General features: G+C 67.0%; 22 protein-coding genes. 6 read left to right on the forward strand and 16 right to left on the reverse strand.

The window, feature by feature from the left end:
- Positions 1–8: 8 nt before the first annotated feature.
- The 4 genes from EEB18_RS07150 to EEB18_RS07165 form a co-directional block, all read right to left on the reverse strand.
- Complete coding sequence (locus EEB18_RS07150) at positions 9–590, reverse strand: ECF-type sigma factor (protein WP_262408154.1); 582 nt, start codon at positions 588–590, stop codon at positions 9–11.
- 50 nt (positions 591–640) lie between these two features.
- Positions 641–1,387: a 2OG-Fe(II) oxygenase gene (locus EEB18_RS07155; RefSeq protein ID WP_187142367.1), complete on the reverse strand. Its 747-nt coding sequence runs from the start codon at positions 1,385–1,387 to the stop codon at positions 641–643.
- Between the two features lie 80 nt (positions 1,388–1,467).
- The gene (locus EEB18_RS07160) at positions 1,468–2,946 is read right to left on the reverse strand and encodes a calcium-binding protein (RefSeq protein ID WP_187142366.1); all 1,479 of its coding nucleotides are present in this window, start codon (positions 2,944–2,946) and stop codon (positions 1,468–1,470) included.
- 90 nt (positions 2,947–3,036) lie between these two features.
- Complete coding sequence (locus EEB18_RS07165) at positions 3,037–5,076, reverse strand: calcium-binding protein (protein WP_187142365.1); 2,040 nt, start codon at positions 5,074–5,076, stop codon at positions 3,037–3,039.
- A 274-nt stretch (positions 5,077–5,350) separates the two neighbouring features.
- On the opposite strand from EEB18_RS07165, the gene EEB18_RS07170 reads away from it, so the two are divergent.
- The 3 genes from EEB18_RS07170 (at position 5,351) to EEB18_RS07180 (ending at position 8,864) form a co-directional block, all read left to right on the forward strand.
- Positions 5,351–7,021: a M20/M25/M40 family metallo-hydrolase gene (locus EEB18_RS07170; RefSeq protein ID WP_187142364.1), complete on the forward strand. Its 1,671-nt coding sequence runs from the start codon at positions 5,351–5,353 to the stop codon at positions 7,019–7,021.
- Between the two features lie 276 nt (positions 7,022–7,297).
- Positions 7,298–7,546, forward strand: coding sequence for a hypothetical protein (locus EEB18_RS07175; protein ID WP_187669092.1), 249 nt, complete (start codon positions 7,298–7,300; stop codon positions 7,544–7,546).
- Between the two features lie 67 nt (positions 7,547–7,613).
- Positions 7,614–8,864 carry a L,D-transpeptidase family protein gene (locus EEB18_RS07180; RefSeq protein WP_262408155.1) on the forward strand — a complete coding sequence of 417 codons (1,251 nt, stop codon included), beginning with the start codon at positions 7,614–7,616 and terminating at the stop codon, positions 8,862–8,864.
- A gap of 143 nt (positions 8,865–9,007) precedes the next feature.
- Here EEB18_RS07180 and EEB18_RS07185 read toward each other — a convergent pair whose 3' ends face one another.
- The 4 genes from EEB18_RS07185 to EEB18_RS07200 all read right to left on the reverse strand — a co-directional run bounded on the left by EEB18_RS07185 (position 9,008) and on the right by EEB18_RS07200 (position 13,089).
- The gene (locus EEB18_RS07185; RefSeq protein ID WP_187138976.1) at positions 9,008–9,892 is read right to left on the reverse strand and encodes a DMT family transporter; all 885 of its coding nucleotides are present in this window, start codon (positions 9,890–9,892) and stop codon (positions 9,008–9,010) included.
- Between the two features lie 271 nt (positions 9,893–10,163).
- Complete coding sequence (locus tag EEB18_RS07190) at positions 10,164–11,501, reverse strand: PLP-dependent aminotransferase family protein (RefSeq protein ID WP_187138977.1); 1,338 nt, start codon at positions 11,499–11,501, stop codon at positions 10,164–10,166.
- Positions 11,494–11,934 (reverse strand): DUF983 domain-containing protein, encoded by a 441-nt coding sequence (locus EEB18_RS07195; RefSeq protein ID WP_187138978.1) that lies wholly within the window; start codon positions 11,932–11,934, stop codon positions 11,494–11,496. The genes EEB18_RS07190 and EEB18_RS07195 overlap by 8 nt, the downstream gene beginning before the upstream one ends.
- Before the next feature lie 90 nt (positions 11,935–12,024).
- Entirely contained in the window at positions 12,025–13,089 is a 1,065-nt protein-coding gene (locus EEB18_RS07200; RefSeq protein ID WP_187138979.1) for an endonuclease/exonuclease/phosphatase family protein, read from the reverse strand.
- A gap of 87 nt (positions 13,090–13,176) precedes the next feature.
- On the opposite strand from EEB18_RS07200, the gene EEB18_RS07205 reads away from it, so the two are divergent.
- Together EEB18_RS07205 and EEB18_RS07210 are read left to right on the forward strand one after the other, a co-directional pair.
- Positions 13,177–13,752, forward strand: a complete 576-nt coding sequence (locus EEB18_RS07205; protein ID WP_187138980.1) for a phosphoribosyltransferase — start codon at positions 13,177–13,179, stop codon at positions 13,750–13,752.
- Positions 13,745–14,767, forward strand: a complete 1,023-nt coding sequence (locus tag EEB18_RS07210; RefSeq protein ID WP_187138981.1) for an adenosine deaminase — start codon at positions 13,745–13,747, stop codon at positions 14,765–14,767. Before EEB18_RS07205 ends, EEB18_RS07210 begins: the two co-directional genes overlap by 8 nt.
- On the opposite strand, the gene EEB18_RS07215 is transcribed toward EEB18_RS07210, so the two are convergent.
- From EEB18_RS07215 to EEB18_RS07235, 5 genes are all read right to left on the reverse strand, one after another.
- Positions 14,764–15,225: a hypothetical protein gene (locus EEB18_RS07215; RefSeq protein ID WP_056343882.1), complete on the reverse strand. Its 462-nt coding sequence runs from the start codon at positions 15,223–15,225 to the stop codon at positions 14,764–14,766. The two genes, EEB18_RS07210 and EEB18_RS07215, sit on opposite strands and share 4 nt — an antisense overlap.
- 77 nt (positions 15,226–15,302) lie before the next feature.
- The gene (locus EEB18_RS07220) at positions 15,303–16,355 is read right to left on the reverse strand and encodes a rod shape-determining protein (protein ID WP_187138982.1); all 1,053 of its coding nucleotides are present in this window, start codon (positions 16,353–16,355) and stop codon (positions 15,303–15,305) included.
- A 185-nt stretch (positions 16,356–16,540) separates the two neighbouring features.
- A complete protein-coding gene (locus tag EEB18_RS07225; protein WP_187138983.1) occupies positions 16,541–18,088 on the reverse strand; it encodes a DHA2 family efflux MFS transporter permease subunit in 1,548 nt (515 codons plus the stop codon).
- A gap of 143 nt (positions 18,089–18,231) precedes the next feature.
- A complete protein-coding gene (locus tag EEB18_RS07230; RefSeq protein WP_187138984.1) occupies positions 18,232–19,380 on the reverse strand; it encodes an HlyD family efflux transporter periplasmic adaptor subunit in 1,149 nt (382 codons plus the stop codon).
- A complete protein-coding gene (locus EEB18_RS07235; protein WP_187138985.1) occupies positions 19,380–20,807 on the reverse strand; it encodes an efflux transporter outer membrane subunit in 1,428 nt (475 codons plus the stop codon). Before EEB18_RS07235 ends, EEB18_RS07230 begins: the two co-directional genes overlap by 1 nt.
- A gap of 65 nt (positions 20,808–20,872) precedes the next feature.
- Between EEB18_RS07235 and EEB18_RS07240 the strand changes: the two genes are divergently transcribed.
- Positions 20,873–21,511 carry a TetR/AcrR family transcriptional regulator gene (locus tag EEB18_RS07240; RefSeq protein ID WP_262408156.1) on the forward strand — a complete coding sequence of 213 codons (639 nt, stop codon included), beginning with the start codon at positions 20,873–20,875 and terminating at the stop codon, positions 21,509–21,511.
- Positions 21,512–21,514: 3 nt separating this feature from the next.
- On the opposite strand, the gene EEB18_RS07245 is transcribed toward EEB18_RS07240, so the two are convergent.
- The 3 genes from EEB18_RS07245 to EEB18_RS07255 form a co-directional block, all read right to left on the reverse strand.
- A complete protein-coding gene (locus EEB18_RS07245; protein ID WP_187138986.1) occupies positions 21,515–21,898 on the reverse strand; it encodes a reverse transcriptase-like protein in 384 nt (127 codons plus the stop codon).
- Positions 21,899–22,076: 178 nt separating this feature from the next.
- The gene (locus EEB18_RS07250; RefSeq protein WP_187139165.1) at positions 22,077–24,167 is read right to left on the reverse strand and encodes a TonB-dependent receptor plug domain-containing protein; all 2,091 of its coding nucleotides are present in this window, start codon (positions 24,165–24,167) and stop codon (positions 22,077–22,079) included.
- A 2-nt stretch (positions 24,168–24,169) separates the two neighbouring features.
- Complete coding sequence (locus EEB18_RS07255) at positions 24,170–24,913, reverse strand: hypothetical protein (RefSeq protein ID WP_187138987.1); 744 nt, start codon at positions 24,911–24,913, stop codon at positions 24,170–24,172.
- Between the last annotated feature and the right edge of the window lie 5 nt (positions 24,914–24,918).

Here is a 24,918-nt window from a genome sequence, read left to right on the forward strand (position 1 = left end):
GGCAGACCTTAGGCCGCGGCCATCTCCTGATGGATCCACGCCCGCGCCTGTACCCACCAACGGCGCACCGTTCGGTCGGTTACCCCCAGCACGTCGGCGGTCTCGCGCTCGTCCATGCCAGCGAAGAAACGGCAATCGACGACCTGCGCCAGATTGGCGTCCTGGCGCTTCAGCGCCTCGAGCGCATCGCCCAGCTTCAGCACCTGCTCGTCCTCGGGCACCGCCGCCGCCAGCGAATCGAGGCTTTGGATAAAGCTGTAATCCCCCGCCCCGCGCTTCGACGCCAGCCGCGCCCGCGCCGCGTCGATCAATATGTGGCGCATCGCGGTCGCCGCGCAGGCCAGGAAATGCGACTGGCTTTCCCACCCGTCGGCGCGGCGCAATTTGACATAGGCCTCGTTGATCAGCGCCGTCGTCTGCAAGGTCTGGGGGCCGCCGGCGCGATAATGCTCGCGCCGCGCGATCGTCCGCAGTTCGGCATAAAGGCTCGCCACCAGCGCGTCGGCGGGACCGGGCAGGTCGTCCTCAGGGGGCGTATCCGGATCGATCGACTTTCCCCCGCAACGCGGCCCGCCAGCAAGTCTGACCAAATGATTTTATGCGGCCAGACCAGCAGTTTGGCAAGCGGGCTTCGCTCGCGTCACCCCGCGTCGTGGAAGATCAGGCCGAGGGTGCGGCGCTGACCGGTTCGTAGGGCACTTACCCCGTGGCGCATCGCTACCCGATAATCGCCGCGGGCGCCCCGCACCGGCCGAGTGTTGACCGCGAAGACCACCGCATCGCCCTTGCCCAGCGGCACGACCGCGGCGCGCGACTGCATGCGCGGGCGCTGCTCGGTGAGCAGGAACTCGCCACCCGTAAAATCGTCCCCCGGTGCCGACAGCAGCACCGCGAGCTGCAGTGGAAAGACATGCTCGCCATATAGATCCTGATGCAGGCAGTTATAATCGCCCGGCCCATAGGACAGCAGCAGCGGTGTCGGCCGCGCCTGCCCCGCCGCGTGGCAGCGCGCCAGAAACGCGGCATGGGCGTCGGGAAAGCGCACATCCATCCCCATCCGCGCGTGCCAGCGGTTGGCGATCGGCGCCAGCCGCGTATAGAGTGCCGTGCGCAGGTCCGCGACCGGCGCCGGCAGCGGATAGGCGAAATAGCGATATTCCCCGCGCCCGAACCCGTGCCGCGCCATATGGACATGGCTACGAAACCCTTGCGGCGCGTCGTAACACGCCGCCAGCGCATCGCATTCGGCATCGCCGAACAGCCCTGGCACCACCGCCCAGCCCTCGGCATCGAGCGCCACCGAGAGGGCCGGCCAATCGATCGCGGCGATCCGCGCCTCGATCGGGTGGGTGGCGGAGCGGGCGGGCGGGGCGATACCAGTCGTCATCCCGCCGCCATGGCTTCGCGCCGCGCGCGCGGCGCCCCGTTTCTTGCGGTCAAATGCCGGCGAACATCGACTGCCGCCGCTCAGAACCCGAAATCGGCGCCCGACAGCAGCGACATGTTGAAATTCTGGATCACCAGGAAACGATCGGCCGCATATTGGACCACCGCGTCGGCGCCCTGCTGATAGATATGCGGCTGCAGCGCAGCAAAATCCGAATACCCGTCGACCTTGATCGTATCGAGGCCGTCTTCGAAATCGAGGATATAGTCGATCGAAGGAAGGGTCGACGCTTGCACGAAAAACAGGTCCCCTGCCGCGCCGCCGACCATGACGTCGTTGCCGTCGCCGCCATCGATATAGTCGCGGCCGGCGCCACCAACGAGGACGTCGTTGCCGCCATAACCGTACAACTCGTCGTTGCCATCCTCGCCATAGATGCCGTTGGCAACGTCATTGCCCAAGATCAGGTCATGGCCGCCACCGCCCAGCAAGGCGACGTTGAGTTCGCTAGCCGGTCGACCGCGCTGGTCGCGAGCCGAAATGAGATTGCTCAGTTCGTTGCCGACCCCGAAGGTCGTGTTGCCCCAGACGTACAGATTCTCGACATTGGCATAGAGGTAATAGCCCGCCCCTTCGATGAGGGCATAGACACTGTCGCTTCCGCCGCCCGCAGCTTCGAAGGTCAGATCGGCGGGGGTATCGACACGATAGCTATCGTTGCCGGCACCACCGTCCATCAGGTCATAGTCACCAAGTCCGCCCGCGCCGTCCAGAACATCTCTGCCGGCACCGCCGACGAGGATGTCGGTGGCGAAATCCTCACCCCCTTGCAGTTCGTCGTCGCCGTCCTCGCCATAGAGGGCATCCGAACCGTCGCCACCATAAAGCAGATCGTGACCATTGCCGCCGACCAGATAATCATTCCCGTACAGCCCGAACAGCCAATCGTTGCCGTCTTCGCCGAAAATGCTGTCGTTGCCACCGAACGGCTCGCCTTCGCCGCCGCCCGCAATCGAGTCGTTCCCGGCGCCGCCCAGCAACAACTCGTCACCCAGCCCGCCTTCGATCCGGTTGTCGCGGGAATTGCCGACCAGAAAGGTCAGCGTGTCCGACTCGACGATAATCGTCTCGATATTTTCATTGGCGTACCAGCCGCCATTCTGAATGCGGACAAAGGCCGTATCCCGGCCATAAAGAGAGAGGCCTGGCGGGTCGGCATCTTCGAACACGATATCGCCCGGATGGTCGATACCATATAGGTCATCGCCCTTACCGCCATAGAGCAGATCGGCCGACGGCGCTTCGGACGGATCGAAACGGATATCGAGCGAGTCGTTTCCGAACCCGCCAACCAGCGTATCAGTCCCCCTGCCACCGTTCAGCGATGCGCCATAGAGAATGTCGTCGCCGTCCCCGCCATCTATCTCGTCATAGCCGGCACCGCCGACCACCAGGTCGTTCCCCGCACCGGCCCGGATGATGTCATCCCCGTCGGTCCCGGTGATCTTGTCGTCCCCGGCAGTACCGACGATTTCCTTATGCGCCACCTTCTTCAACACGATCTTCCCCGTTCTGCGTCCCGGCCTCCTCGCCGCCTAAACATCCGATATTCAGCGGCACCAGTTCGCACAACGGCAATGTGGGCGCGGCTAAAATCCGAAATCAGCGCCGGTCAGCGTCGTCGCGACGACATTTTCCAGCACCAGGAACCGCCCGCTGCTATATTCGATCACCGTGTTGGCGCCCTGTTGCGAAAAATGCGACTGCAGCGACGCGAAGTCGATATAGCTGGCGCTGAGCTGGATCCGGTCGATCCCGCGTTCGAAGTCCCTGATATAGTCGATATCGTTGCCATGGGTGCCGATGAAGAAACGGTCCGCCCCCGCGCCGCCGACCAGGACGTCGCCCCCCGCGCCGCCGTCGAGGAAATCATTGCCGGCGCCGCCGATCAGCACGTCATTGCCGCCGCCGCCGTAAAGTTCGTCGTTGCCGTCCTCGCCGTAAAGCCCGTTCGCGCCGTTATTGCCATATAATTTGTCGTTGCCCCGCCCGCCGAGCAACGTCACCGCGGTGTTGCCTTCGGCGGAGATCAGATTGTCGAGCTCGTTACCGACGCCAAAGCTCGTGTTGCCCGACAGGTACAGATTCTCGACATTGGCGTAGAGATAGTAGCCGGCGCCGTTGATGTGGGCATAGACCGTATCGTTGCCGCCACCCACCGCCTCGAAGGTCAGGTCGTCGGGGGTGTCTACATAATATTTGTCGTCGCCGGCGCCGCCGTCCATCAGGTCATAGTCGCCCAGCGAGGCGTTGCGATCGCCGGTGCCGCCGTCCAGACTGTCGTTGCCTGCGCCCCCGACCAATATGTCGGTGAAGAAGCCGGTGCCGCCGAACAGGAAATCGTCGCCATCCTCGCCGTAAAGCGCATCGGCCTCCCCGGCCCCGTTGAGCGAGTCATTGCCGGTCCCGCCGGCGAGATAATCGATCCCGCCGCCGCCAAACAGAAAGTCGTTGCCGGCTTCGCCGAACAGGCTGTCATTGCCCAGACCGCCGTTGATGCTGTCGTTGCCGCCGCCGCCGAGCAGCAATTCGCTCGCCTCGCCGCCGCGAATGTCATTGTCCTGCGCATTGCCCACCAGAAAGGTCAGGGTGTTCGAACTCGACCAGATATTTTCGATATGGGCATGCGCGTACCAGCCGCCGTTCGCGATGCGGACGAGCGCGGTGTCGGTGCCTTCACCGGCATTTTCGAACGCGATGTCCCCGGCATGATCGATGCCATAGGTGTCGTTGCCGGTCCCGCCATACAGCGCGTCGGCGAATGTCGGATCGCTCGCGAAAAAGGAGGTGTCGAGCGAATCATTGCCCTCGCCCCCGATCAGCACATCGACCCCCGTGCCGCCGCTCAGGGAGTCGTCGCCCGCCTCGCCGTACAACACGTCGTTGCCGGCATCGGAAAAGACCGAGTCATTACCCGCCCCGGCCAGGATCGTCATGTTGCCCGTCGGTGTCTTCACCCCGCCCAGCTCGGCCGAGGTCTCGATATAATTGTCGAGGTTATTGCCGACGATCGTCGCCGACTCGCGAACCCCGTTCACTGTGCGCGTGCCCAGCACGCCGCGCAGCCATTCGACATTGGCGGGCATGTAAAACACGTTCCCGCTTCCCGGCGTCTCGCGATAGAGCAGGATGATCGTGTCGCGTGTGCCCTCGCCGGGATTTTCGAAGATATAGTTCTGGTCAGCGAAGCGCACATAATAGGTGTCGTCACCAGTGCCGCCGTACATATAGGTCGTGCGGGTGCCCGTCTGAGCGGTCCCGAAGGTGGCCTCGGCGATCAGCGTGTCATTGCCCGCCTCACCGTACAGATAGCTGGTCTGGCGCCCGTTCGCAGGCAACCCCAGGCTGGCGAAATCGGCGTTTGCGAAGGCTTCGAGGCTGCCCTCCAGCGTATCATTGCCTTCGCCGCCATACAGCCTGTCGTTGCCGACCGTCGCGTAAAGCCGGTCGTTGCCGCCCTCGCCATATAAAATGTCGTCGCCGATGCCGCCATCGACCACGTCGTCGCCGCCGCCGGCATGGACGATATCGTTGCCCTTGCCGGTGGCGATCTCGTCGGCGTCGGCGGTGCCGACAATGTCATCGACGCCATCGGTGCCGGGAATCACTTTTCTTGCAACGGTCGCCACAGGATTCTCCCCACGGAAATGCACCAAAAGACAGACAGATGCGTCGCCCCCCACACCTGCCTAGATTCGCCCCGGCGCGCCGCCCATCCCAATAAATTTCGGGTGGGATGCCGCATGGGTCGTCGACGGGGCGCCCGATCGCGGCAGCTTGTGGGGTGGCCCCGGAGAACATCCCCGCTGCTTTGGCGCCGCGAATGTGCCATGGACGGAAAAACGCACTCTGACGGGTCGGGACCTTCGAACCCACCCTTTCCAGCCGGGACTATACCTTATCATGTCGATGCGCCTCACCGCCGCCCTTCTCCTCGCTCTCGCCGCCCCCGCCGCCGCACAAACCGGCACGGCGCCCGCTCCGACGATCTCCGCCGACAACCTCACCGAAACGGTGCGCACCCTCGCCTCGGACCAGTTTCAGGGCCGCGCGCCCGGCACGATCGGCGAAGAACGCACTGTCGGTTATCTGATCGGCCGGCTCCAGGCGCTTGGGCTCGAACCCGGCGGCGTCGATGGCGGCTGGACCCAGCCAGTGCCGCTGCTCCACACCGCGCTCGCCTCGGCGACCAGGCTGCAGTTTGCGCGGGGCAACAATGTCCAGCCGCTCGTCCAGGGCACCGACATCTATGTCTCGACGCTTCAGCCGGTCGATATCGCGACCGTCGCCGCGGCGCCGCTGGTCTTCGTGGGTTACGGGGTCAGCGCCCCCGAACGCGGCTGGGACGATTTCAAGGGCCTCGACCTCAAGGGCAAGGTCGCGGTCTTCCTGATCAACGACCCCGATTTCTCCGCCGCCGCGGGCGAACCCGTCGCCGGCAAGTTCGGCGGCAAGACGATGACCTATTACGGCCGCTGGACCTACAAGTTCGAAGAAGCCTCGCGCCGCGGCGCGATCGCCGCGCTGATCGTCCACGACACCGACGGCGTCGGCTATGGCTGGAACGTCGTCAAAAGCGGCGGCGGCGAAAATTATGGCCTCGTCGTGCCCGCCGAAAAGCGCACCAGCCTGCAACTGCAGGGCTGGATCGCCCACGACGTCGCCGACAAGCTCTTTGCCGACGCCAAGCTCGATCTGAACCAGCTCCGCATCGCCGCGCGCCGCGCCGATTTCCGCCCCGTGCCGATGTCCGGCGTCACCCTCGACGCCGCAATCCCGGTCCGCCAAGAGGTTGTGCAGAGCCAGAATGTCCTCGCCAAAATCCCCGGCGCCAAACGCCCCGACGAGGTGGTGATGTATGGCGCCCACTGGGACGCCTATGGCGAGGGCAAGCCCGATGCGCAGGGCCGCATCTACCGCGCCGGCGCCAATGACGACGCGCTCGGCGTCGCCGGGCTGTTCGAGATCGCCCGCGCCTTCAAGGCGGCGCCCGCCCCCGACCGCAGCCTCGTCTTCGCCTTCTGGACCGCCGAGGAACGCGGGCTGCTCGGGTCCGAAGCCTATGCCCAGAACCCGATCTATCCGCCCGAAAAGACCGTCGCCAACCTCGGTCTCGACATCCTTCAGACCGCGGGCAAGGCGAAAGACGTCATCCTCGTCGGCAAGGGACAGGGCAGCCTCGAGGACGACCTCGCCCGCGTCGCCGCGACGCAGGGCCGCAGCGTCAGCGTCGAAAGCCTGCCCGAACGCGGCCTCTTTTACCGTGCCGACCATTTCTCGATGGCCAAGCGCGGCGTCCCCGTCCTGCTGATGATGGGCATCGCCGGGGCGTCCGACCTCGTCGTCGGCGGCAAGGCGGCGGGCCAGAAATGGGTCGATGACTATACCGGCAATTGCTACCATCAGGCCTGCGACGCGTGGGACGAAAGCTGGAACCTCGACGGCGCGGCGCAGGATATCGAGCTGTTCCGCATGATCGGCGACGAACTCGCGCGCTCGACCAAATGGCCGGCGTGGAAGGACGGCAGCGAGTTCAAGGCAATCCGCGACACGAGCGCCGCGGCGAGGAAGTAAACCTCGGCACCCTCACCCTTCCCACCGGTCTTGCCGACGGGCCCCTTCCCTCTCCCGCCGGGAGAGGGAGGGAGGCGCGAAGCGCCGGAAGGGTGAGGGTGAAGGACTCGCCCGCATCCCTCGTTCCACCGCCAAAACTCCCCCTCTCGTCGCGCAAAGCGCACCGCTGATCGCGCGCCCGACGCCCCCGTGCAACATTGGCCACCACGCCGCGTAGCTTTTTCGCACGCGCGTCGGGGGGAAACCCCACCCTGCGCCATTTCCAAGGAGCGACCCATGCGTTTCACCCCCCTCATCGTCACCGGGGCCGCTGCCCTGCTACTGTCAGCCTGCGCCGCCAAGGAAGAGGTCGCCATGGCCCCGCCGCCGCCGCCGGGCGCCGTTCCGGGCAGCGTCGCCGCCGACCGCGACGGCGATGGCATCATCGACGGCTATTACACCGCCGACGGCATCTATCACCCGAACCAGCCGGCTTACACCCCGCCGCCCCCGCCGCCGCCGACCCGTATCGGCGAAAAGGGCTGATCGCCCTTTGGACCAGATGACATGCCGGGGAATGCGGCGGCGCTGCATTCCCCTTTTGATCGCCCTGATGGCGGCCGGCCCCCCGGCCCTGGCCGCTGCCCCGCCAGCAAAGGCCAGCGCCGCCACCGGTTTGGACACCGCGCTGCGCGAACAGGCGAGCGGCGACATCAGACGCTTCTACGCCGAGCGCGGCTACAAACCGCTCTGGGTCCGCGCGGGCCGGATCGGCCCGCAGGCCGACACCCTGCTCGGCTACCTCGCCTCGGCCGATCTCGACGGCCTCAAACCCTATCGCGTCGACAAGCTGCGCGCGCTGATCCGCGAAGCACAAGGCGGCCGCGCCGAGGCGGTCGCGAGCGCCGAACTTGCGCTGTCTGACGCCTTCGCCTCCTATGTCCGCGACCAGCGCAAACCCGGCAAGGACCGCACCGTCTACGCCGACAAATCGCTCAAACCCAAGCGCCCCGAAGCGCTCACCGTGTTGCGCGCCGCCGCCTTCCCCAAGGATTTCGGCGCGTACATGACCGGCATGGACTGGATGAGCGAGGACTATGTCCGCCTCCGCACCCTCGCCGGGCAGGCCGCGAAACGCGGCGCCTCGCGCGACCAGATCGACCGCCTCCGCCTCAACCTCGACCGCGCGCGCATCCTGCCCGGGCCATGGGTCCATCATGTCGTCGTCGACGCCTCGTCGGGCCAGCTCAGCTATTACAGCGCCGGCAAGCGCGTCGGCACGATGAAGGTCGTCGTCGGCGCCCCCGCCACCCCCACGCCGTTGCTCGCGGGCCAGCTGCAATGGGCGATCCTCAACCCCTATTGGAACGTCCCCGACTATCTCGCGCAGAACAGCATCGCGCCCAAGGTGCTCGCCGGCCGCAGCCTCGCCTCGCTGCGCATGGAGGCGCTGTCGGACTGGAGTCCCGGGGCGCGCAAGCTCGACCCGTCCGAAATCGACTGGACCGCGGTCGCCTCGGGCCAGCGGGTCTTGCGCCTGCGCGAACTGCCCGGCGGCGCCAATTCGATGGGGCGGGTCAAATATCTCTTCCCGAACAAGCTCGGCATCTACCTTCACGACACCCCCGACCGCGCCCTGCTCAAGAAGGACGACCGTCACTTCAGCAACGGCTGCATCCGGCTGGAGAACGCCGCCGAGCTCGGCCAGTGGCTGCTCCAGCGCTCGATCAAATCGAAATCCACCGCCCCCGAACAGGCGGTCGCGCTGCCGCACGAAGTCCCGGTCTACCTCACCTACCTCACGCCTGTTGCTACCAAACAGGGCGTCGCGTTCCGCGAGGATGTGTACGGCCGCGACGGGTAGCAAAATCCTCCCTGTGGCGAAGCCATGGGGAGGTGGCAGCGCGAAGCGCTGACGGAGGGGCAATGGCGCAAGCGTCGCTGGCCCCTCCACCATTCGCTTCGCGAACGGTCCCCCTCCCCATCGCTGCGCGACGGGGAGGATCGTCAGCGCACCTCGCGCTCGACCAGCAACGCGGTCGCCGGCTTGCGCCGGATCGCCACGATCAGCACCCCGACCATCGCCAGCCCGCCGCCGATCGCCATGCGCAGGTCGAAATGATCGTGGGTGATCCACACCCCGAACCCGATCGTTGCCAGCGGCGTCATCAGCGTCAGCGGCGCGAGCAGATTGGCCTCATAGCGGTCGATCAGGTGATAATAGACCGAATGCGCGCCAACCGAGACGATCAGCGCGGTGAACAGCACCGCGACGAGGAAGGGCCAGCCGACCGCCAGCGCCGCCGCCAGTTGCCCCTGCTCGAAAGCCGCCGACGCGAAGCCCAGCGCGGTCACCGATACCAGTCCCACCCACGCCTGAAAACGGAACGGCGCGACATTGTCGACCTGCTTCATCAGCACCGCCCCGGCGGCGCCCGAAAAGGCCGAGGCGGCGATCAGCCACAGCCCCGTCGACAGCGCGAAGCCGGGACGCCAGGTGACGATCAGCACGCCGACGAGCGTCAGCGCGATCCCCAGCCCGCGCCGCCAGTGGATGCGCTCGCCGAGGATCAGCACCGACAGCAGCATCGTGAAGGGCACCCCCATCTGCAGCACGATCGCCGCCGAGGACGGCGAGGTCGTTTGTAGTCCGACGAACAAAAGCGCGAAACTGCCGCCGCCCAGGCACAAAGCGATGGCGACGATCCGCCAGGCCGGGCGCGGCATCGGCAGCAGCCAGGGCAGCATCACCGCCGCGACCACGGCGAAGCGCAGCGCCGCATAGAAAAGCGGCGGAATCGCCCAGCTGTCGACGATGATCTTGCTCAGCACATTGTTGAACGCCCAGATCAGGCAAACCGCAACGAGGAGGAGGAAATCGCGGACGCGCACCGTTTCACCCGAATGGCGGAAAGCCGGACGTCCGCACTGGCTGGGGGCGTTAGCAGAAGGCGGTCGCGAGGGAAGCCATTGTGTCGGGTAATATGATCCTCCCTGTCGCGCAGCGATGGGGAGGGGGACCGCTCGCGTAGCGAGTGGTGGAGGGGCCAACGACGCCGCGTCATGGCCCCTCCGTCAGCGGCTTCGCCGCTGCCACCTCCCCATGGCTGCGCCACAGGGAGGATTTGGGTCAGGCGCCGGCACTTGTTGCCCGCAGCATCCGCTACCCCGCCAATTCCATCTCCAGCACTGTCAGCCCGCGCGCTAGCACCGCGCGCGTTACCGCGCCGCCCAGCGACACGCGCAAAGCCGCCCCACCGCCCTCGCCCGCCGCAAAGGCATCGGCGGCGATCGCGGTCACCCCCGCACCGCGCAGCGCCTCGGCAATCCGCCCCTGGTCGGCCCCGGCGGGCAAGGGCACCCACAGATGATAGCCGCAGGGGTGCGCCGCATAGCTGCCCGCGGGCAATATCTCCGCTGCAAGGCCCTGCCGCGCCACCGCCTCGGCGCGCGTCTCGGCGACCAGCCGGTCATAGCTGCCGTCCTCCAGCCAGCGCGTCACCAGCGCGGCATCGAGCGGCGGCGCCATCACGCAGCTCTTGTGCACCTCGGCGGCCAGCGCCAGCGCCTCACGCACCGACGGCGCGCGCACATGCGCGACGCGCAGCGCCGGCGACAGGATCTTCGAACAACTCGCGACATAAGTTCCCAACTCGGGCGCGAAGCTGGTCAGTGGCGCGATCGCCTGCTCGGGAAGCTGGCCATAGGCGTCATCCTCGATGATCCGCACCCCGTGCCGCCGCGCCACCTCGGCCAGCGCCCGCCGCTCGCCGGCGTCCAGCGTGCGTGTCGTCGGATTGTCGTTGGTCGGCACCACATAGAGCGCCGCCACTTTGGTGGTCCGGCACAGCGCCTCCAGCGCGTCGGCGTCCATCGCCGCCAGCGGCGCAAGCCTCAGCCCCGCCTTGCGCGCCAGCTGCAGGAACACCGAATAGATATGTGCCCCGCACGCCACCACGTCGCCGGGCTGCAACGTCGCCGCGACGATCGCGTGCAGCGCATTTTGCGCCCCCGCGGTGACGATCACCGCGTCGGCCGAACAGGCCAGCCCCAGCCGCGCGAAAATCGCAGCGCCCGCCGCACGGTCAGCCGCGCGCCCGCCTGCCGGTGTGTAGTGCAATCGCCCGCCCGCACCCGGCGCGCGCAGCAACGCGCTCGCGGTGCGCTCCCACGCCGCAAGCAACGATCCGCCCACGACCTCGGGCGGCATGTTCATGCCGGTGTCGAGCGGCGGCGGCCCCGCCGCGATCGCATCCTGCGGCAGGATGAAGCTCCCCGCCCGTCCACGCGCTCCGATCAGTCCGCGCTGGCGCGCCTGGTCATAGCCCTTGGTGACGGTGGTCAGGTCGATCCCCAGCCGCGCCGCCAGGTCGCGCTGCGGCGGCAGGCGGTCACCCGCACGCAGCAGCCCGGTCTCGACCGCCGCAGCGATGCTGTCGGCGATCGCCAGATATTTGGCGCCCGGCGTTTCGCTCAGGTCGGGAACCCATACCTCAGGCATCGCCGTCGCTCGTCGCCTCCCGTTTCGCCCGCGCGTTCAGCTCGGCCCACAGTGCGCCGGTCCCCGCTTCCTGCGCCTTGTTCACATATTGCGACGCGACGAGCCAGCCCTTGATCGGGTGCAACATCAGCAGGCACGGCACGATCATCAGCGGCAACGAGGTCAACAGATGCACCCACCACGGCGGGTTCAGCGCGACCTCGAACCACACGACGAGGAACAGCAAGGGAAAGGCGACGAAGCACAGCGAGAAGAACGCCGGGCCGTCGTCGGGCGTCGCGAAATCATAATCGAGCCCGCACGTGTCGCAATGGTCGGCGACTTTCAGCCAGCGCCGGAACATCTTTCCCTCGCCGCACCGCGGGCACAGCCCATGCAGCCCCGCCCGATAGATCCACCGCCATTTGTCGCGACCCTCAAGCTCGCCGGTCATCGTCTTCATCCTGCATGTTACCGTGCATATATCCATACACAATACCATACATAATATCGAGACGTTGCGGAGTCAATATTTGCGAAACGTTCAGCAGGCGGGAACGGGCGCCGCCCCCGTCGCCGCGGGCCAGCGCAGTTCATAGGTAACGAGAAAGCCGTCATGATCCGACAATCGCGGGCTGTCCGGACGGCCGTCGAACATCGCCTCGGCGCGCAGCGGCCGGATCGTCAGCCGCTCGCCGTTCGCGAAAAACTGCAGGTCCTGCGTATCCATCCACGGCGCGTCGCCGTCCCACGACAGCGCGACCGTGCATCCCGCCGCGGGGTCGATGCAGACCTCGTGCACGAGAGTCAGCGGGTGATGCGCGGAAAACCCCTCCCACCGCGCCTCCGAATGGCGCATGTTGAAATCGCCGCCAAAGATCAACGCACTCTCGGGCGCCTGCGTCCGCGCGATGAAGTCCGACGCCGCGACCGCCTGACGCGCATGCGCTTCCAGATTGCGCGTTTCGGCGACCCCCGACGCCTCGCGCGAATTCATATGCGTGTTATAGATGTCGATCGGTCCCGGCACCCCGGGCAGGTGGACGCGCGCGAGCATGACGCCCTTGTTCGCGAGGCAATCGAGTCCCGCACAGGCGCGCCGGCCAAAAGCGTCGGTCTCGGTCGCGACGATCGGGTAGCGCGACGCGATGGCGAGCCCGCCGCCGAGCAGGCGAAGGCCGACCTCACCCCTCAGCGGCTTCGCCGTCCCCGGCATCCGCCCGTTCGCGGCGGAGGGCGAATCGGTGCGCCGCGGGCCGGGCACGATCGCGGGATAGCCGCTCGCGGCGACCGCACGCTTCGCGGCGGGGCTGAACATCTCCTGGAACAGCACGACGTCGGGCGCGGTGCCCGCCGCGTGCATCGCCGCCAGCCGCGACCCGATCTCGGCCAGTTCGCGCGCGCGTCCCTTGCGCGCCGGCCAGCCCAGCCCTTCCAGATTATAGGTCAGCACCGACAGCGTCGCGGTCCGGCTTTCGCTCTCGGTCCGGACCGGCATCGCGGGGGCCGCCGCGCAGGACATCATACGCAGCGGCGGCTTGGGGCCGCAGGCGGCGAGCAGCGATGCGCCGCACGCGATCAGGATCATCTGGGCATAACGGGGGGTCATCGCACCAGCCCATATCGCCGCATCGCCGATCCGTCACCGGTTCCGAGACGGATTGGCGGCGCGGCGTGGCGGGGCTATGCCACGACCATGACCACCGACAAGATTTTCCTCAGCGCCAACGACCTCCTCGCCGATTCGCTCCGGCTCGGCATGCAGGTCATCGACAGCGGCTTCCGCCCGACACATCTCGTCGGCATCTGGCGCGGCGGGGCGCCGGTCGGCATCGCGGTGCAGGAACTGCTCGATTATCATGGCCAGCATTGCGACCATATCGCGATCCGGACCTCCTCCTACCACGGCATCGACAAACAGGACGCCGAGGTCAAAGTCTTCGCGCTCGGCTATCTCATCGACACCCTCGACCCCGAGGACCGGCTGCTCATCATCGACGACGTCTTCGACAGCGGGCGCAGCATCCGCGCCTTCGTCGCCGAACTCAAGGCGCGCTGCCGTCACAACATGCCGCGCGACATCCGCATCGCCACCGTCTATTATAAACCGCGCCGCAACGTCACCGATCTCCGCCCCGATTTCTTCGTCCATGAAACCGACCAGTGGCTGATCTTCCCGCACGAGATCGACGGGCTGACGATCGAGGAAATCCGCCGCCACAAGCCCGAGGCGGCGATCATCCTGCGCGAGGAGGGAAACAGCAATGCCTGACGGTTTCACGTCCAGCGACCGCGCCGCCTTCATCGCCGGCTTGCCCAAGGCCGAACTCCACCTCCATGTCGAGGGCAGCCTCGAACCCGAACTGATGTTCACCCTCGCGCAGCGCAACGGCATCGCGATCCCCTTTGCCAGCGTCGACGAGGTCAGGGCGGCTTATGCCTTCTCGAACCTCCAGGATTTCCTCGACATCTATTATCAGGGCATGGGCGTGCTGATCGCCGAGCAGGATTTTTACGACCTCACCGCCGCCTATCTGGCGCGCGCGCATGCCGACAATGTCCGCCACGTCGAAATCTTCTTTGACCCGCAGGGCCATACCGAACGCGGTGTCGCCTTCGAAACCGTCATCGCCGGCATCACCCGCGCCCTCGACGATGCCCACGCACGGCATGGCATCACCTCGAAACTCATCTTGTGCTTCCTCCGCCACCTCAGCGAAGTCGATGCAGAGGCGACCCTCGACGAAGCGCTGCCCTGGCTGGGCCGCATCGACGGTGTCGGCCTCGACAGCTCCGAAGTCGGCCACCCGCCCTCGAAGTTCGCGCGCGTCTTCGCCCGCGCCCGCGACCTCGGCCTGAAAATCGTCGCCCACGCCGGCGAGGAGGGACCGCCCGAATATGTCCATGAAGCGCTCGACATCCTCCAGGTCGACCGCATCGACCACGGCAACCGCAGCCTCGAAGACCCCGCGCTCGTCAACCGTCTCGCGGCCGAAGGCATCTGCCTCACCGTCTGCCCGCTCTCGAACCTCAAGCTCTGCGTCGTCGACGACCTCAGCGCCCACCCGCTCAGGGCGATGCTCGATGCGGGGCTCGTCGCGACGGTGAACAGCGACGACCCCAGCTATTTCGGCGGCTATGTCGGCGCCAATTATCAGGCGGTCGCCGACGCGCTCGACCTGTCGAAGGACGATCTGGTCACCCTTGCGCGCAACAGCTTCACCGGCTCATTCCTGGAAGAGGCCGACAAAGCGAAGCACCTCGCCGCGATCGACGCCTGGGCCTAAGCGGCGGGCACCAGAAACTTCAATCCCTGCAGCCGGACGACCTCGCCGCCCTCACACACCGGCGCCGCGATCAGCCGCATCCAGCGCCGCGCACCAGTCGCGGGCGCGATCTCGGCGTCGAGGGTGAAGCCGCGCCGGTGCTGGATCGCATAGGCGCGCAGCGTTTCCATCGCCGCGCGCGATCCTTCGCAATAGAGCGCGACCGTCTCGGCGCGCGATACGCGCGCGCCGTCGGGCAGGCCGAAGATCGTATAGACCTCGCTCGACCAGCTCAGTCGGTTGTCGGCCAGTTCGCAGCTCCATTCGCCGGGTCTGGACATCCCCGCGGGCAAGCTTCGCCCGGCATCGGCGAAGACCAGCCCCGCGTCATAGTCGTGCAACTGCCCCAGCTCGAAGTGCCGCGCACGCTCGTAAAGCGGCCAGCTATGATGGATCGGCAGGGGATGGGTCTGTTGCACGTGCGCTCCTGAGGTTCGCTCCTTAACGCTAATCGCCAACGACTAACAACAGGTGACCGACCTGCGCCCCTATGGGATCACCCCGCGATCAGCACCCCATGGTAAGCGGGGTCCTCGAACGCCATTCCAGCGCCGGTCGCCACACAGGTCAGCGCGTCCTTGGCGACCTTGACGTCGAGCCCGGTCGCCTGCGCGATCGCCTGGTCCATCCGGCCGAGCAAGGCGCCGCCGCCGGTCAGGGTGATGCCTTCGTCGATGATGTCGGCCGACAATTCGGGCGGGGTCTGTTCCAGCGCGGCGCGCACCGCGCTGACGATCTGGCCGACCGGCTCGGCGAGCGCCTCGGCGATCTCGACCTCCGACACGCGGATTTCGGCGGGACGGCCGTTGACGAGATCGCGGCCCTTGACGCTGATCACCGTGCCGTCGCCGTCGGGCGGGGTGGCGCAGCCGATCGCCAGCTTGACGCGCTCGGCGGTCATCTCGCCGATCATCAGATTATGTTTGCGGCGGATGTAGGACGAGATCATCTCGTCCATCTTGTCGCCGCCGACGCGCGCCGAATTGCTGTACGCGATGCCGCTCAGCGACAGCACCGCGACCTCGGTCGTCCCGCCGCCGATGTCGACCACCATCGCTCCGCGCGGCTCGGCAACCTGCAGCCCAGCGCCGATCGCGGCGGCCAGTGCCTCCTCAATCAGTTGCACCGACACCGCGCCGGCGTTGCTCGCCGCATCGCGGATCGCGCGGCGCTCGACCATCGTCGACCCCGACGGGACGCAGATCACGACATGGCTGCGGCGGCGCAGTCGGCTCGGGCCGCCGAGCACCTTGTCGATGAAATATTTAATCATCTGCTCGGCGACGTCGATGTCGGCGATCACACCGTCGCGCAGCGGCCGGATCGTCTCAATATTGCCGGGGGTCTTGCCCATCATCAGCTTGGCGTCGTTGCCGACGACCTTGACCCGCCGCACGCCATCGCGCGTTTCAAGCGCGACCACCGAAGGTTCGTTGAGCACGATGCCCTGGCCGCGGGCATAAACGACGGTGTTCACGGTACCGAGGTCGATGGCCATGTCGTGCGCGGAACTGCCGAAACCTTGGCCGAAACGATGGAAAAAACTCATGGGGGGTGCGGACCCTTTTTTTTGGCGGCGTTGGGGGAGGCGGGGTCCGGTCGGCCACCCGCGCCCGCACCCTCTGTCAGGCTCGCTTGTGGCGCGCGGCGGGGCGCGTCAACCGGAACGGTAGCCGGAACGGTGGTTAATCAGGGCCGAACGATATTACCGCGCCGGGCCGTGCCCGGATCGCGTCAGTGCGAGGCGCCCATCGACACCTGCTTGGGCAGCGGTGCGCACCAAACCGCGATCGCAGCGATGACAAACACCACCCCAGCGGCGAGGAACAGGTGCAGTACCCCGATCGTGCCCGCCTGCACATCGACCATCCGCTCGATCGCCGCGCGCGCCTGTTCGAGGCTCAGCCCGGCGCGCTGCAACTGATCCATCGCGCCGCCGGTGTCGTTCATATGGCTCACCAGTTCGGACCGCGCGACGCGGTTCTGGCTGTCCCACGCCGACGTCGCGATCGCCGTCCCCATCGCCCCCGACAAGGTACGCAGGAAACTCATCAGCCCGGCCGCCGACGTCTGCTTGTCAGGCGGCACGCTCGACAGCGCGAGTGCGGTCAGCCCGACGAAGAAAAAGGGCATGCCCATGCCCTGCAACAAATGCGGCAGCGCGAGCGTCCAATAGTCGACATCGGCGTTCCAGCTCGCGCGCAGGATCGACACGAACGCCATCCACATGATGCCGGCGCTGATCGAAATGCGAATGTCGATCTTGCCGATCAGCCCCGCCGCCACCGGCGACAGCAAGACCGCGAACACCCCGATCCACGCGACGACATAGCCGGTCTCGGTCGCGGTATAGCCCGCCACCTGCTGCAGCCACAGCGGGGTCAGCACGACCTGGGAAAAAAAGGCGCCAAACCCCAGCGAGATCGCGATCGTCGCGAAACTGAATCCCCGGAACCGAAAGACGCGCAGGTCGACGACCGGATTTTCGTCGGTCAGTTCCCAGATGACAAAAGCGGCGAACGCGATCGCGGCGACGATCGCCAGCGTCACGATCCATGTCGATCCGAACCAGTCATGCTCGCGCCCGGTGTCGAGCATCAACTGGAAGGCGCCGACCGACAGCACGAGTAGGATCAGCCCGACCGTGTCGATCCGCGCCTTGGCTTTTTCGGTTTCGAACGGCCGCAACAGGCTCCCGACCCCGAAGAAACAGAGCGCGACCACCGGCAGGTTGATGAAAAAGATCCACGGCCAGCTCCAATTGTCGCTGATCAGCCCGCCGAGGATCGGCCCGAGGATCGGCGCCGTCGTCGTCGTCATCGCCCAGATCGCGAGGCCGATCCCTGCCTTCTCCTTGGGAAAGATACGCAGCAGCAAGATCTGCGACAGCGGCATCAGCGGACCGCCCGACAGCCCCTGCAGAATGCGGAAGACGATCAGTCCGTCGAGGGTCTGCGATATACCGCAAAGGAAGGAGAAAATGCCGAAGCCGACGATCGAATAGAGGAACCAGCGCACCGTGCCGAAACGCATCGCGAGCCAGCCGGTCAGCGGCACACTGATCGCGTCGGCCACCGCATAGCTGGTGATGACCCACGTCCCCTGCGTCGGCGACACTGCCAGCCCGCCCGCGATATGCGGCACCGACACGTTGGCGATGGTGGTGTCGAGCACGACGACGAAATTGGCAAGCGCCAGCGCGAACGCCGCCGCGAACAGGCGCACGCCCGTCAGCGGCGCGGGTTCGTCGGACAGGATGGCGGTGGCGGCGGCGCTAGCCACGGTTCATCCCCCAAACTTCGTCATTGCGAGCGTAGCGGGCCGAAGGCGGCCGTAGGCCAACCAATCCAGAGCAGCCTTACGCAGCCCCTGGATTGCCGCGTCGCCTTCGGCTCCTCGCAATGACGAAATTTTTGGAAGCATCGTTATTTGCCGCCGCGCGTGTCGATCGTCGCTTCCATCGACAATCCGACGCGCAGCGGATGCGCCTGCAATTCCTTGGGGTCGAGCGCGATGCGCACCGGCAGGCGCTGCACCACCTTCACCCAATTGCCCGTCGCATTCTGTGCCGGGATCAGCGAAAAGGCGGCGCCGGTGCCGCCCGCGATGCCGACGACCTTGCCGTGGAACACCACGTCGTCGCCGTAAAAGTCCGACACCAGTTCGACCGGCTGGCCCATGCGGATGTCCTTGAACTGGCTTTCCTTGTAGTTGGCGTCGACATAGGCGGTGGCAATCGGCACGATCGTCATGATCGGCGCGCCCGCGGCGATCCGCTGCCCAACCTGAACCTGCTTGTTCGTCACGATGCCGTCGACCGGCGCGCGGATCACCGTGCGCGCCAGGTCGAGCTCGGCCTTTTCGAGCCGCGCCTGCGCCGCCGCGACGTCGGGTGCACTGTCGATCGTCGTCCCGCGCGTCAGCGCCTCGGCCGCGCCGAGGTCGCCCGTTGCCGAGCCCTGCGTCGCCTGCGCCGAAGCGATTCCGGCCGATGCCAGGTCGCGCGCCGCCGTCGCCGACTGCAACGCGGCGCGTGCCGAGGTGATTTCCTCGCCTGACACCGCGCCGGTGCCCGACAGGCTTTCGCGCCGCGCCAGTTCGGCGCGCGCCTTGTCGACCATCGCATTGGCATCGCGCAGCCGCGCCCGCGACTGGTTCACATCGGCGCCGCGTGCGACGACGCGCGCGCGCGCCGCATCGGCATTGGCGCCCGCCTGGCCGTAACGCTGCCGCGCCAGCCGCAGCGCCGCCTGTGCGTCGGCGACCGCCAGCTTGGCATCGCTATCGTCGAGGATGACGAGGATGTCGCCCTTCTTCACCGCCTGCGTGCCCGCGACGCGGACCTCCTGCACCGGCCCGGCGACGAGCGCGGTGACGACGGCGGAATCGGCGCCGACATAGGCATTGTCGGTATGCACCCGCCCCGCCTGCGTCAGGAAATACCACACCGCCCAGAGCAGTGCGACGCTGACCACGACGATCAGCAGGATGCGCAGGAATTTCCTACGTTTCGCGCCATTCGCCTCGGCGGTGGGGGAGGTTTCGGCGGGGATCGCAGCCGTATCGTCGGCCATCATCTGTCTCCTGTGGAAGTCTTGGCCCGATAACCGCCGCCCAGCGCGCGGATCAGGCTGATGTCTAGCGACAGCTGCCGCGCCTCGAGGTCGGCGACGCCGCGCGCCAGCGCGACCGCGCTGTCCTCGGCGGTCAGCGCGACGATCTGGTTCGACAGCCCGGCGCGATAGCGCAGCCCGGCGAGCTTCGACGCCTCTTCGGCCGCCGCCAGCGCCGCGCGCCGCTCGGTCAGTTGCCGCGCATTGGCCTCGCGGCTGCGCACGACGTCGGCGACATCGCGGAGCGCCGCGATCAGGCTCTTGTCGTAATTGGCGACCGCGACGTCATAGTCCGCCCGCGCGCCGCGATAGCGCCCCTGCAGGCGCCCGCTGTCGAAGATCGGCAGGCTCAGCGCGACCCCGCCATTGCCATATTCGGACCCCTTGTCGAACAGGTTCGACAGCCCGAGCGATTGCAGCCCGACGAGCGCCGAGAGGCTGATATTCGGATAGAAATCGGCGCGCGCGACATCGATGCGTTTCGCCGCCGCCTCGCCGCGCAGCCGCGCCGCGACGATGTCGGGGCGCCGCCCGATCAACGCGATTCCCGCATCGGCCGGCAATCCCGCCACGGGAACGGTCAGCACCGGCCTGGCGATCGCCAGCCCGCGATCAGGGCCTGCGCCGACCAGCGCCGCGATCCGGTTGCGCGTCAGCGCTATCGCCTCTTCGAGCGCGACGACATCGCCGCGCGCCGCCGCGGTGCGGCTCTCGGCCTGCCGCTGCCCCGCCAGATTTTCCAGCCCCGCCCGCGCGCGCTCCGCCGACAGCTCGGCGCTCGTCCCGCGCACCCGCACCGCCGCGTTGGCGACGTCGAGCGCGGCGAACTGCCCGGCGAGGTCGGCATAGGCGCTTGCGATCCCGGTGGTCAGCATCAGCCGCGCCTGCGCCGCATCGACCCGCGCCGCCTCGACCTCCGAGGTCGCCGCCGCCAGCGCCGCGCGGTTTTTGCCCCACAGGTCGAGGTCGAAACCGAAGGTCGCGGCGATATGCCCCGTATCCTGAATCCCGTCGGGCACGAACTGCGGCGGAATGCCCAGATTCTTGCTCTGCTGGGTGCCGCCGGCGCTGCCCTCGACGCCAATGCGCGGGCCGAGCGCCGCGCCCGCCTGCTGCGCCAGCGCATCGGCGGCGCGCACCCGCGCCGCGGCGATCGCGACGTCGGGCGATCCGGCCAGCCCTTCGTCGATCAGCGCGGTCAGCTGCGCATCGCCGAACCCCTGCCACCAGCCCTCGACCGGCCACGCGCCCGCCGCATCGGCAAAGGAGGCGCTCGACGCCAGCGACTCGGGCGCGACGGGAACCGGCTTCGGCCCGACGTCGGGGGTCGCAACGCAGCCCGCGAGCAGGCCGAAAACAGCGGTGACAAGAATTATTCTGCGGGGCATGGCATCCAACGATACTAGCTGGTATCATGCGCCATTGAACTGTGGACGATAAGTTGTCAATCGAAATGATACCAGACAGTACGACTACTTTGGACGATGCCGCTGCGGCGCGGCGCAAGGCCTTTGTCGACGCCGCGCGCGCGCTATTTTTGGCGAACGGCTATAGCGGCACCACCATGTCGTCGATCGCCGCCAAGGTCGGCGGGTCGAAGACGACGCTCTGGACCTATTTCCCGTCAAAGGAGGACCTGTTCGCGGCGGTGGTCGACGAAATCGTCGGCGAATATGGCACTGCGCTGCACGTCGACTTGCCGGTCGACCAGCCGGTGGTCGAGGTGCTGACGCGCTTCGGCAATGTGCTGATGGCGGCGCTGGTCACCACCCCGCTGCTGTCGTTGTTTCGCCTCGTCGTCGGCGAGGCCGAGCGCTTTCCGCATCTCGCCGAAACCTTTTACGAGCGCGGCCCGCGTCGCGGCAAGGCCCGCGCCGCCATCTGGGTCGCCGCCAAGATGGCGCGCGGCGAATTGCGCACGGGCGACCCGATGCAGGCGGTCCGCCATTTCGCCGGGCTGTGCCAGTCGGGGATCTACCAGCACGCGGTGCTCGGCCTTCCCGAAGGCCGCGAAACCGACCGGATCGCCGCCGAAGTCGATGCGGCGGTCGACACCTTCTATCGCGCCTGGGGTCCCGAGCGCCGGGCCTGACCCCTATCGTCCGTGCAGCTTCGCCAGCGCGATCCCCGCCAGATTCTGCGCCCGACCGACATGGCGGATGCGCGGCTTGGGGCCGTCGCCCACCAGCGCCCGAAAGGCCGCCAGATGGACCGCCGCACCGCCACGCGCGCGCACCGTCCCGTTCGCTTGCGCCACCACCCCCGCCGCATCGCCGAGCAATATGAAATCCTCCAGCCCCCGCGCCCGCGCCAGCCGCAGCCCCGCGATCAGCGCCAGCCATTCGGCGTCGAGGCTGCCGCCCCGCCCGACATCGCGCTCGATATGCGCGACCCCGCCGCACACGACGGCGATCTCGATCGTCCCCGGATTCGGCCGCGCCCCGCCGTCGAAATAGATTTTGATACGGGTCTTGGTCATAGCGCTCACTTACCGCAAAGCGGCGCCATCGAGAACCGATCCTCCCTGTGCCGAAGGCATGGGGAGGGGGACCGCTCGCGAAGCGAGTGGTGGAGGGGCCAGCGACGTCGCGCCAACGCCCCTCCGTCAGCGCTTCGCGCTGCCACCTCCCCATCGCTGCGCGACAGGGAGGATTTCCTCAGAACTTCCCGCGCACCGAGAAAGCGAAGACCGGCCCGATCAGCCGATCGCGCTTCTCGACAAAGGCGATCGGGCTTTCGCCGCGCACCCCGGTATAGACGGTGCGGTCGCGCTTCGACCGGGCGTTGGCGGCATTGGCAAGCTGCGCCCGCACCGTCAGCCCCATCACATTCTTGTGCTCGATATAGGCCGCGGCGAACCACGGACCTTCCCACGTCTTATCGACCTGGTTGCGGCGATAATTGGGCTGGTAATGCCCATAGTTGGCGCTCGCGCCCAAGGCGATATCGCTGCCCGGGATGTCGTACCGCGTGCCCAGTTCAATCACGGTGTCAGTGAACCCGCTCCACTGACGCTTCTCCCCCGTGAACGGATCGCGCAGCGAGCTTTTCTGGACCAGCACCCGTGTCTCGAACTTCATGCCCTTGATGCCGGCGGGGTCCATGTTGATCGTCGCGGTCCAGTCGATCGCGCCGGCCTTGGCCTTGGCGATATTGCCGACCGCCTCGCCATCGACCCCGATCGGCACAACATCGACGCGGTCCTCGACGTCGCGATAGATCAGGATGACCTTGGTCGATCCCCAGGCGCCGAATTTCTTGTTGATCTCGGCCTCGTAACTCCAGTCCTGCTGGGGCCGCAGGTCGTTATTGCTCTCATTCTGGTTGCCATCGTTGAGGAAGGCGCGCGCAAGAAAATCGTAAAACGACAATTGCAGCACCCGCCGCCGGATCTTGAGCGACGCGTCGAAATCGGCGGTCGGCGTCCAGGCGAGCGACAGCGACCCCTTCGGCCGGGAAAAGGTGCGCGTCAGGCCGTTGACCCCGGTCTGGGTGATCGTCGAATGCTCGGCGCCCGCGACGATCTGGAACGACAATTTGTTCGTCAGCTTGCGCCCGAAGCTCAGCAGCCCTTCGTAGCGGTCCTCGCTGACTCCGCCGGTGCCGCCCGGAAAGGGTATGTCGACGAACACGCCATCCTCGAGCTCCGCGATCGACGCCACATTGTCGAGCGTGTTGAACGCCGCTTCCCCCGACAATTGCCAGTCGCCGCCGAACATCTTCCACTGATATTCGCCGCGTGCGATCGTCTCGCCCAAATCGCCGGTCTGCGCGAAGCGGTCGCCCTCGTCCGGCCTGCCGTCGGCAAAGGTCGTGACGATTTCCTGTGAATAGGGCTCGTGGCTGAACCGCCGCAGCCCGATCAGCTTGAGTTTGCCCGGTCCGACCCCGAACTGATAATCGCCGCTGACCTCGTAGTTCCAGCTGTCGGCATTTTCACGCACGGTGCGCAGCCGGTCGACAAGCCCGGGACCGGTGCGCACGCCATCCTCATAATAACGGTCATATTTGCGCTGATAATGGCCGCCCAGGTTCGCGACGCTGTCGCCCGCGGGGTCCCAGGTGATCCGCCCCGACAATTTGGGCGTGTCATAATGGGTGTTCCAGATATCCTTGCGCCGCTCGATGAGGTTGCCCGCCCCGTCGGTGATCAGCGTCGGGCCGCCGGCACCGCTGCGCGCCGAATCGTCGTTGTTGAGCGCCGCCTCATATTCCAGATCGCCCGACCGCCCGCGCACCGACACGTCGCCGCGAGTGAATAGCGGATCGGTGTAATGCGCCCGAAACTCGGGCTTCCACGAAAATTGGCCCGAAAAACTGTCGGCGCGATAGACGATGTTCGCGACCTGCCCCGACAATCCGGGAATATCGAGCGTCGCCCCGTCGACGATCTCGATCCGCTCGACATTGCCCGCGGGGATGCGCGACAGCTGGGTGTACATGTCGTCGCCCTTGTTCGACGGCCTTTCGCCGTTGAACAGCACATTGCCCGTCGCCTGCCCCAGCCCGCGCAGATTCTCGTTGTCGCGGATTGAAAAGCCGGGGACCTGATTGAGCATGTCATAGGCGTTCTTCGGCGCGTAGCGCGCGAAGTCGGCGGGGGAATAGACCTGCCGCGCGGTGCCGCTCGCGCCGCTGGCGGGCACTTCGGTCGCTGCGGGCGGCGGCGTGTCGCCGGTCGGCGCGTCCTGCGCCGCCACCGGCAGCGCCGCCAGTACCGCGGCCATCGCCGTCAGGCTTGCCGCCATCTTCACTGGCCGCCCCCCGTCGCCCGGTTCATCGCCCTGGCATAGTCGCCGGTGACGCCCATCGCCTTCATCCCCACCACATCCTCGACGTTGAGCGTGTCATACCCCGCCGCGACCAGTTCGCGGACATAGGCGCCGGTGACGCCCAGCGCCTTGCACGCGATCGCATCCTCGACCTCGATCAGCTTCAGCGGCGCCTGCTTGAGGTCGCGGACATAATCGGGGGTCACCCCCAGCGCCGCCGCGGCGATCAAATCATTGCTGTCCTTCGGCTTCACCCCTTCGCGCGTCAGCCCGTCGGCGAGCGTCAGCGTCGCGTCGACCATCAGCATCGCGAGCAGGTCGCCGCGCTTCTCGGGCGCCAGCCCGCGGGCCGCGAGTTCGCGCTCGAACCCGGCATCGGGGGTGAAATCGCACCGCCCCTGCCCCTTGTGCACCGCGGTCAGCGTGCCCGTGCATTCGAGCGATCCCGCCGCATGCCGCACCGCAAAGCGGACCGGACCGGTCCCGCCCAGCGCGCTGCGCGCCGCGGCGAATTCGGGGCGCGCGCCGTCGAGCGCGATGTCGCTGTTCGAATTCTTCTGGCGCAGGCGCAGCACCGGCTGGTCGCCGGCGCCGTCGGCCGGCTTCACGTCCCAGGCGATCGCGCCCGTTTCCTGCGCCGCGGCGGTCGCGGGCTCGCCCGGTCCGGCGCAGGCCAGCACCGACATCAGGGCCAGGCTCGACGCGATAATCATGCTCTTCATGGCTA

It is taken from the genome of Sphingopyxis sp. OPL5, from assembly GCF_003797775.2.
Taxonomy (GTDB): domain Bacteria; phylum Pseudomonadota; class Alphaproteobacteria; order Sphingomonadales; family Sphingomonadaceae; genus Sphingopyxis.

Coding starts and splice junctions, on each gene's coding strand:
- EEB18_RS07155 (WP_187142367.1), bottom strand. CDS start 1,387: ATGACGACTGGTATCGCCCCGCCCGCCCGCTCCGCCACCCACCCGATC.
- EEB18_RS07170 (WP_187142364.1), top strand. CDS start 5,351: ATGTCGATGCGCCTCACCGCCGCCCTTCTCCTCGCTCTCGCCGCCCCC.
- EEB18_RS07175 (WP_187669092.1), top strand. CDS start 7,298: ATGCGTTTCACCCCCCTCATCGTCACCGGGGCCGCTGCCCTGCTACTG.
- EEB18_RS07180 (WP_262408155.1), top strand. CDS start 7,614: ATGGCGGCCGGCCCCCCGGCCCTGGCCGCTGCCCCGCCAGCAAAGGCC.
- EEB18_RS07190 (WP_187138977.1), bottom strand. CDS start 11,501: ATGCCTGAGGTATGGGTTCCCGACCTGAGCGAAACGCCGGGCGCCAAA.
- EEB18_RS07195 (WP_187138978.1), bottom strand. CDS start 11,934: ATGACCGGCGAGCTTGAGGGTCGCGACAAATGGCGGTGGATCTATCGG.
- EEB18_RS07200 (WP_187138979.1), bottom strand. CDS start 13,089: ATGACCCCCCGTTATGCCCAGATGATCCTGATCGCGTGCGGCGCATCG.
- EEB18_RS07205 (WP_187138980.1), top strand. CDS start 13,177: ATGACCACCGACAAGATTTTCCTCAGCGCCAACGACCTCCTCGCCGAT.
- EEB18_RS07210 (WP_187138981.1), top strand. CDS start 13,745: ATGCCTGACGGTTTCACGTCCAGCGACCGCGCCGCCTTCATCGCCGGC.
- EEB18_RS07220 (WP_187138982.1), bottom strand. CDS start 16,355: ATGAGTTTTTTCCATCGTTTCGGCCAAGGTTTCGGCAGTTCCGCGCAC.
- EEB18_RS07230 (WP_187138984.1), bottom strand. CDS start 19,380: ATGGCCGACGATACGGCTGCGATCCCCGCCGAAACCTCCCCCACCGCC.
- EEB18_RS07235 (WP_187138985.1), bottom strand. CDS start 20,807: ATGCCCCGCAGAATAATTCTTGTCACCGCTGTTTTCGGCCTGCTCGCG.
- EEB18_RS07240 (WP_262408156.1), top strand. CDS start 20,873: ATGATACCAGACAGTACGACTACTTTGGACGATGCCGCTGCGGCGCGG.
- EEB18_RS07245 (WP_187138986.1), bottom strand. CDS start 21,898: ATGACCAAGACCCGTATCAAAATCTATTTCGACGGCGGGGCGCGGCCG.
- EEB18_RS07250 (WP_187139165.1), bottom strand. CDS start 24,167: ATGGCGGCAAGCCTGACGGCGATGGCCGCGGTACTGGCGGCGCTGCCG.
- EEB18_RS07255 (WP_187138987.1), bottom strand. CDS start 24,913: ATGAAGAGCATGATTATCGCGTCGAGCCTGGCCCTGATGTCGGTGCTG.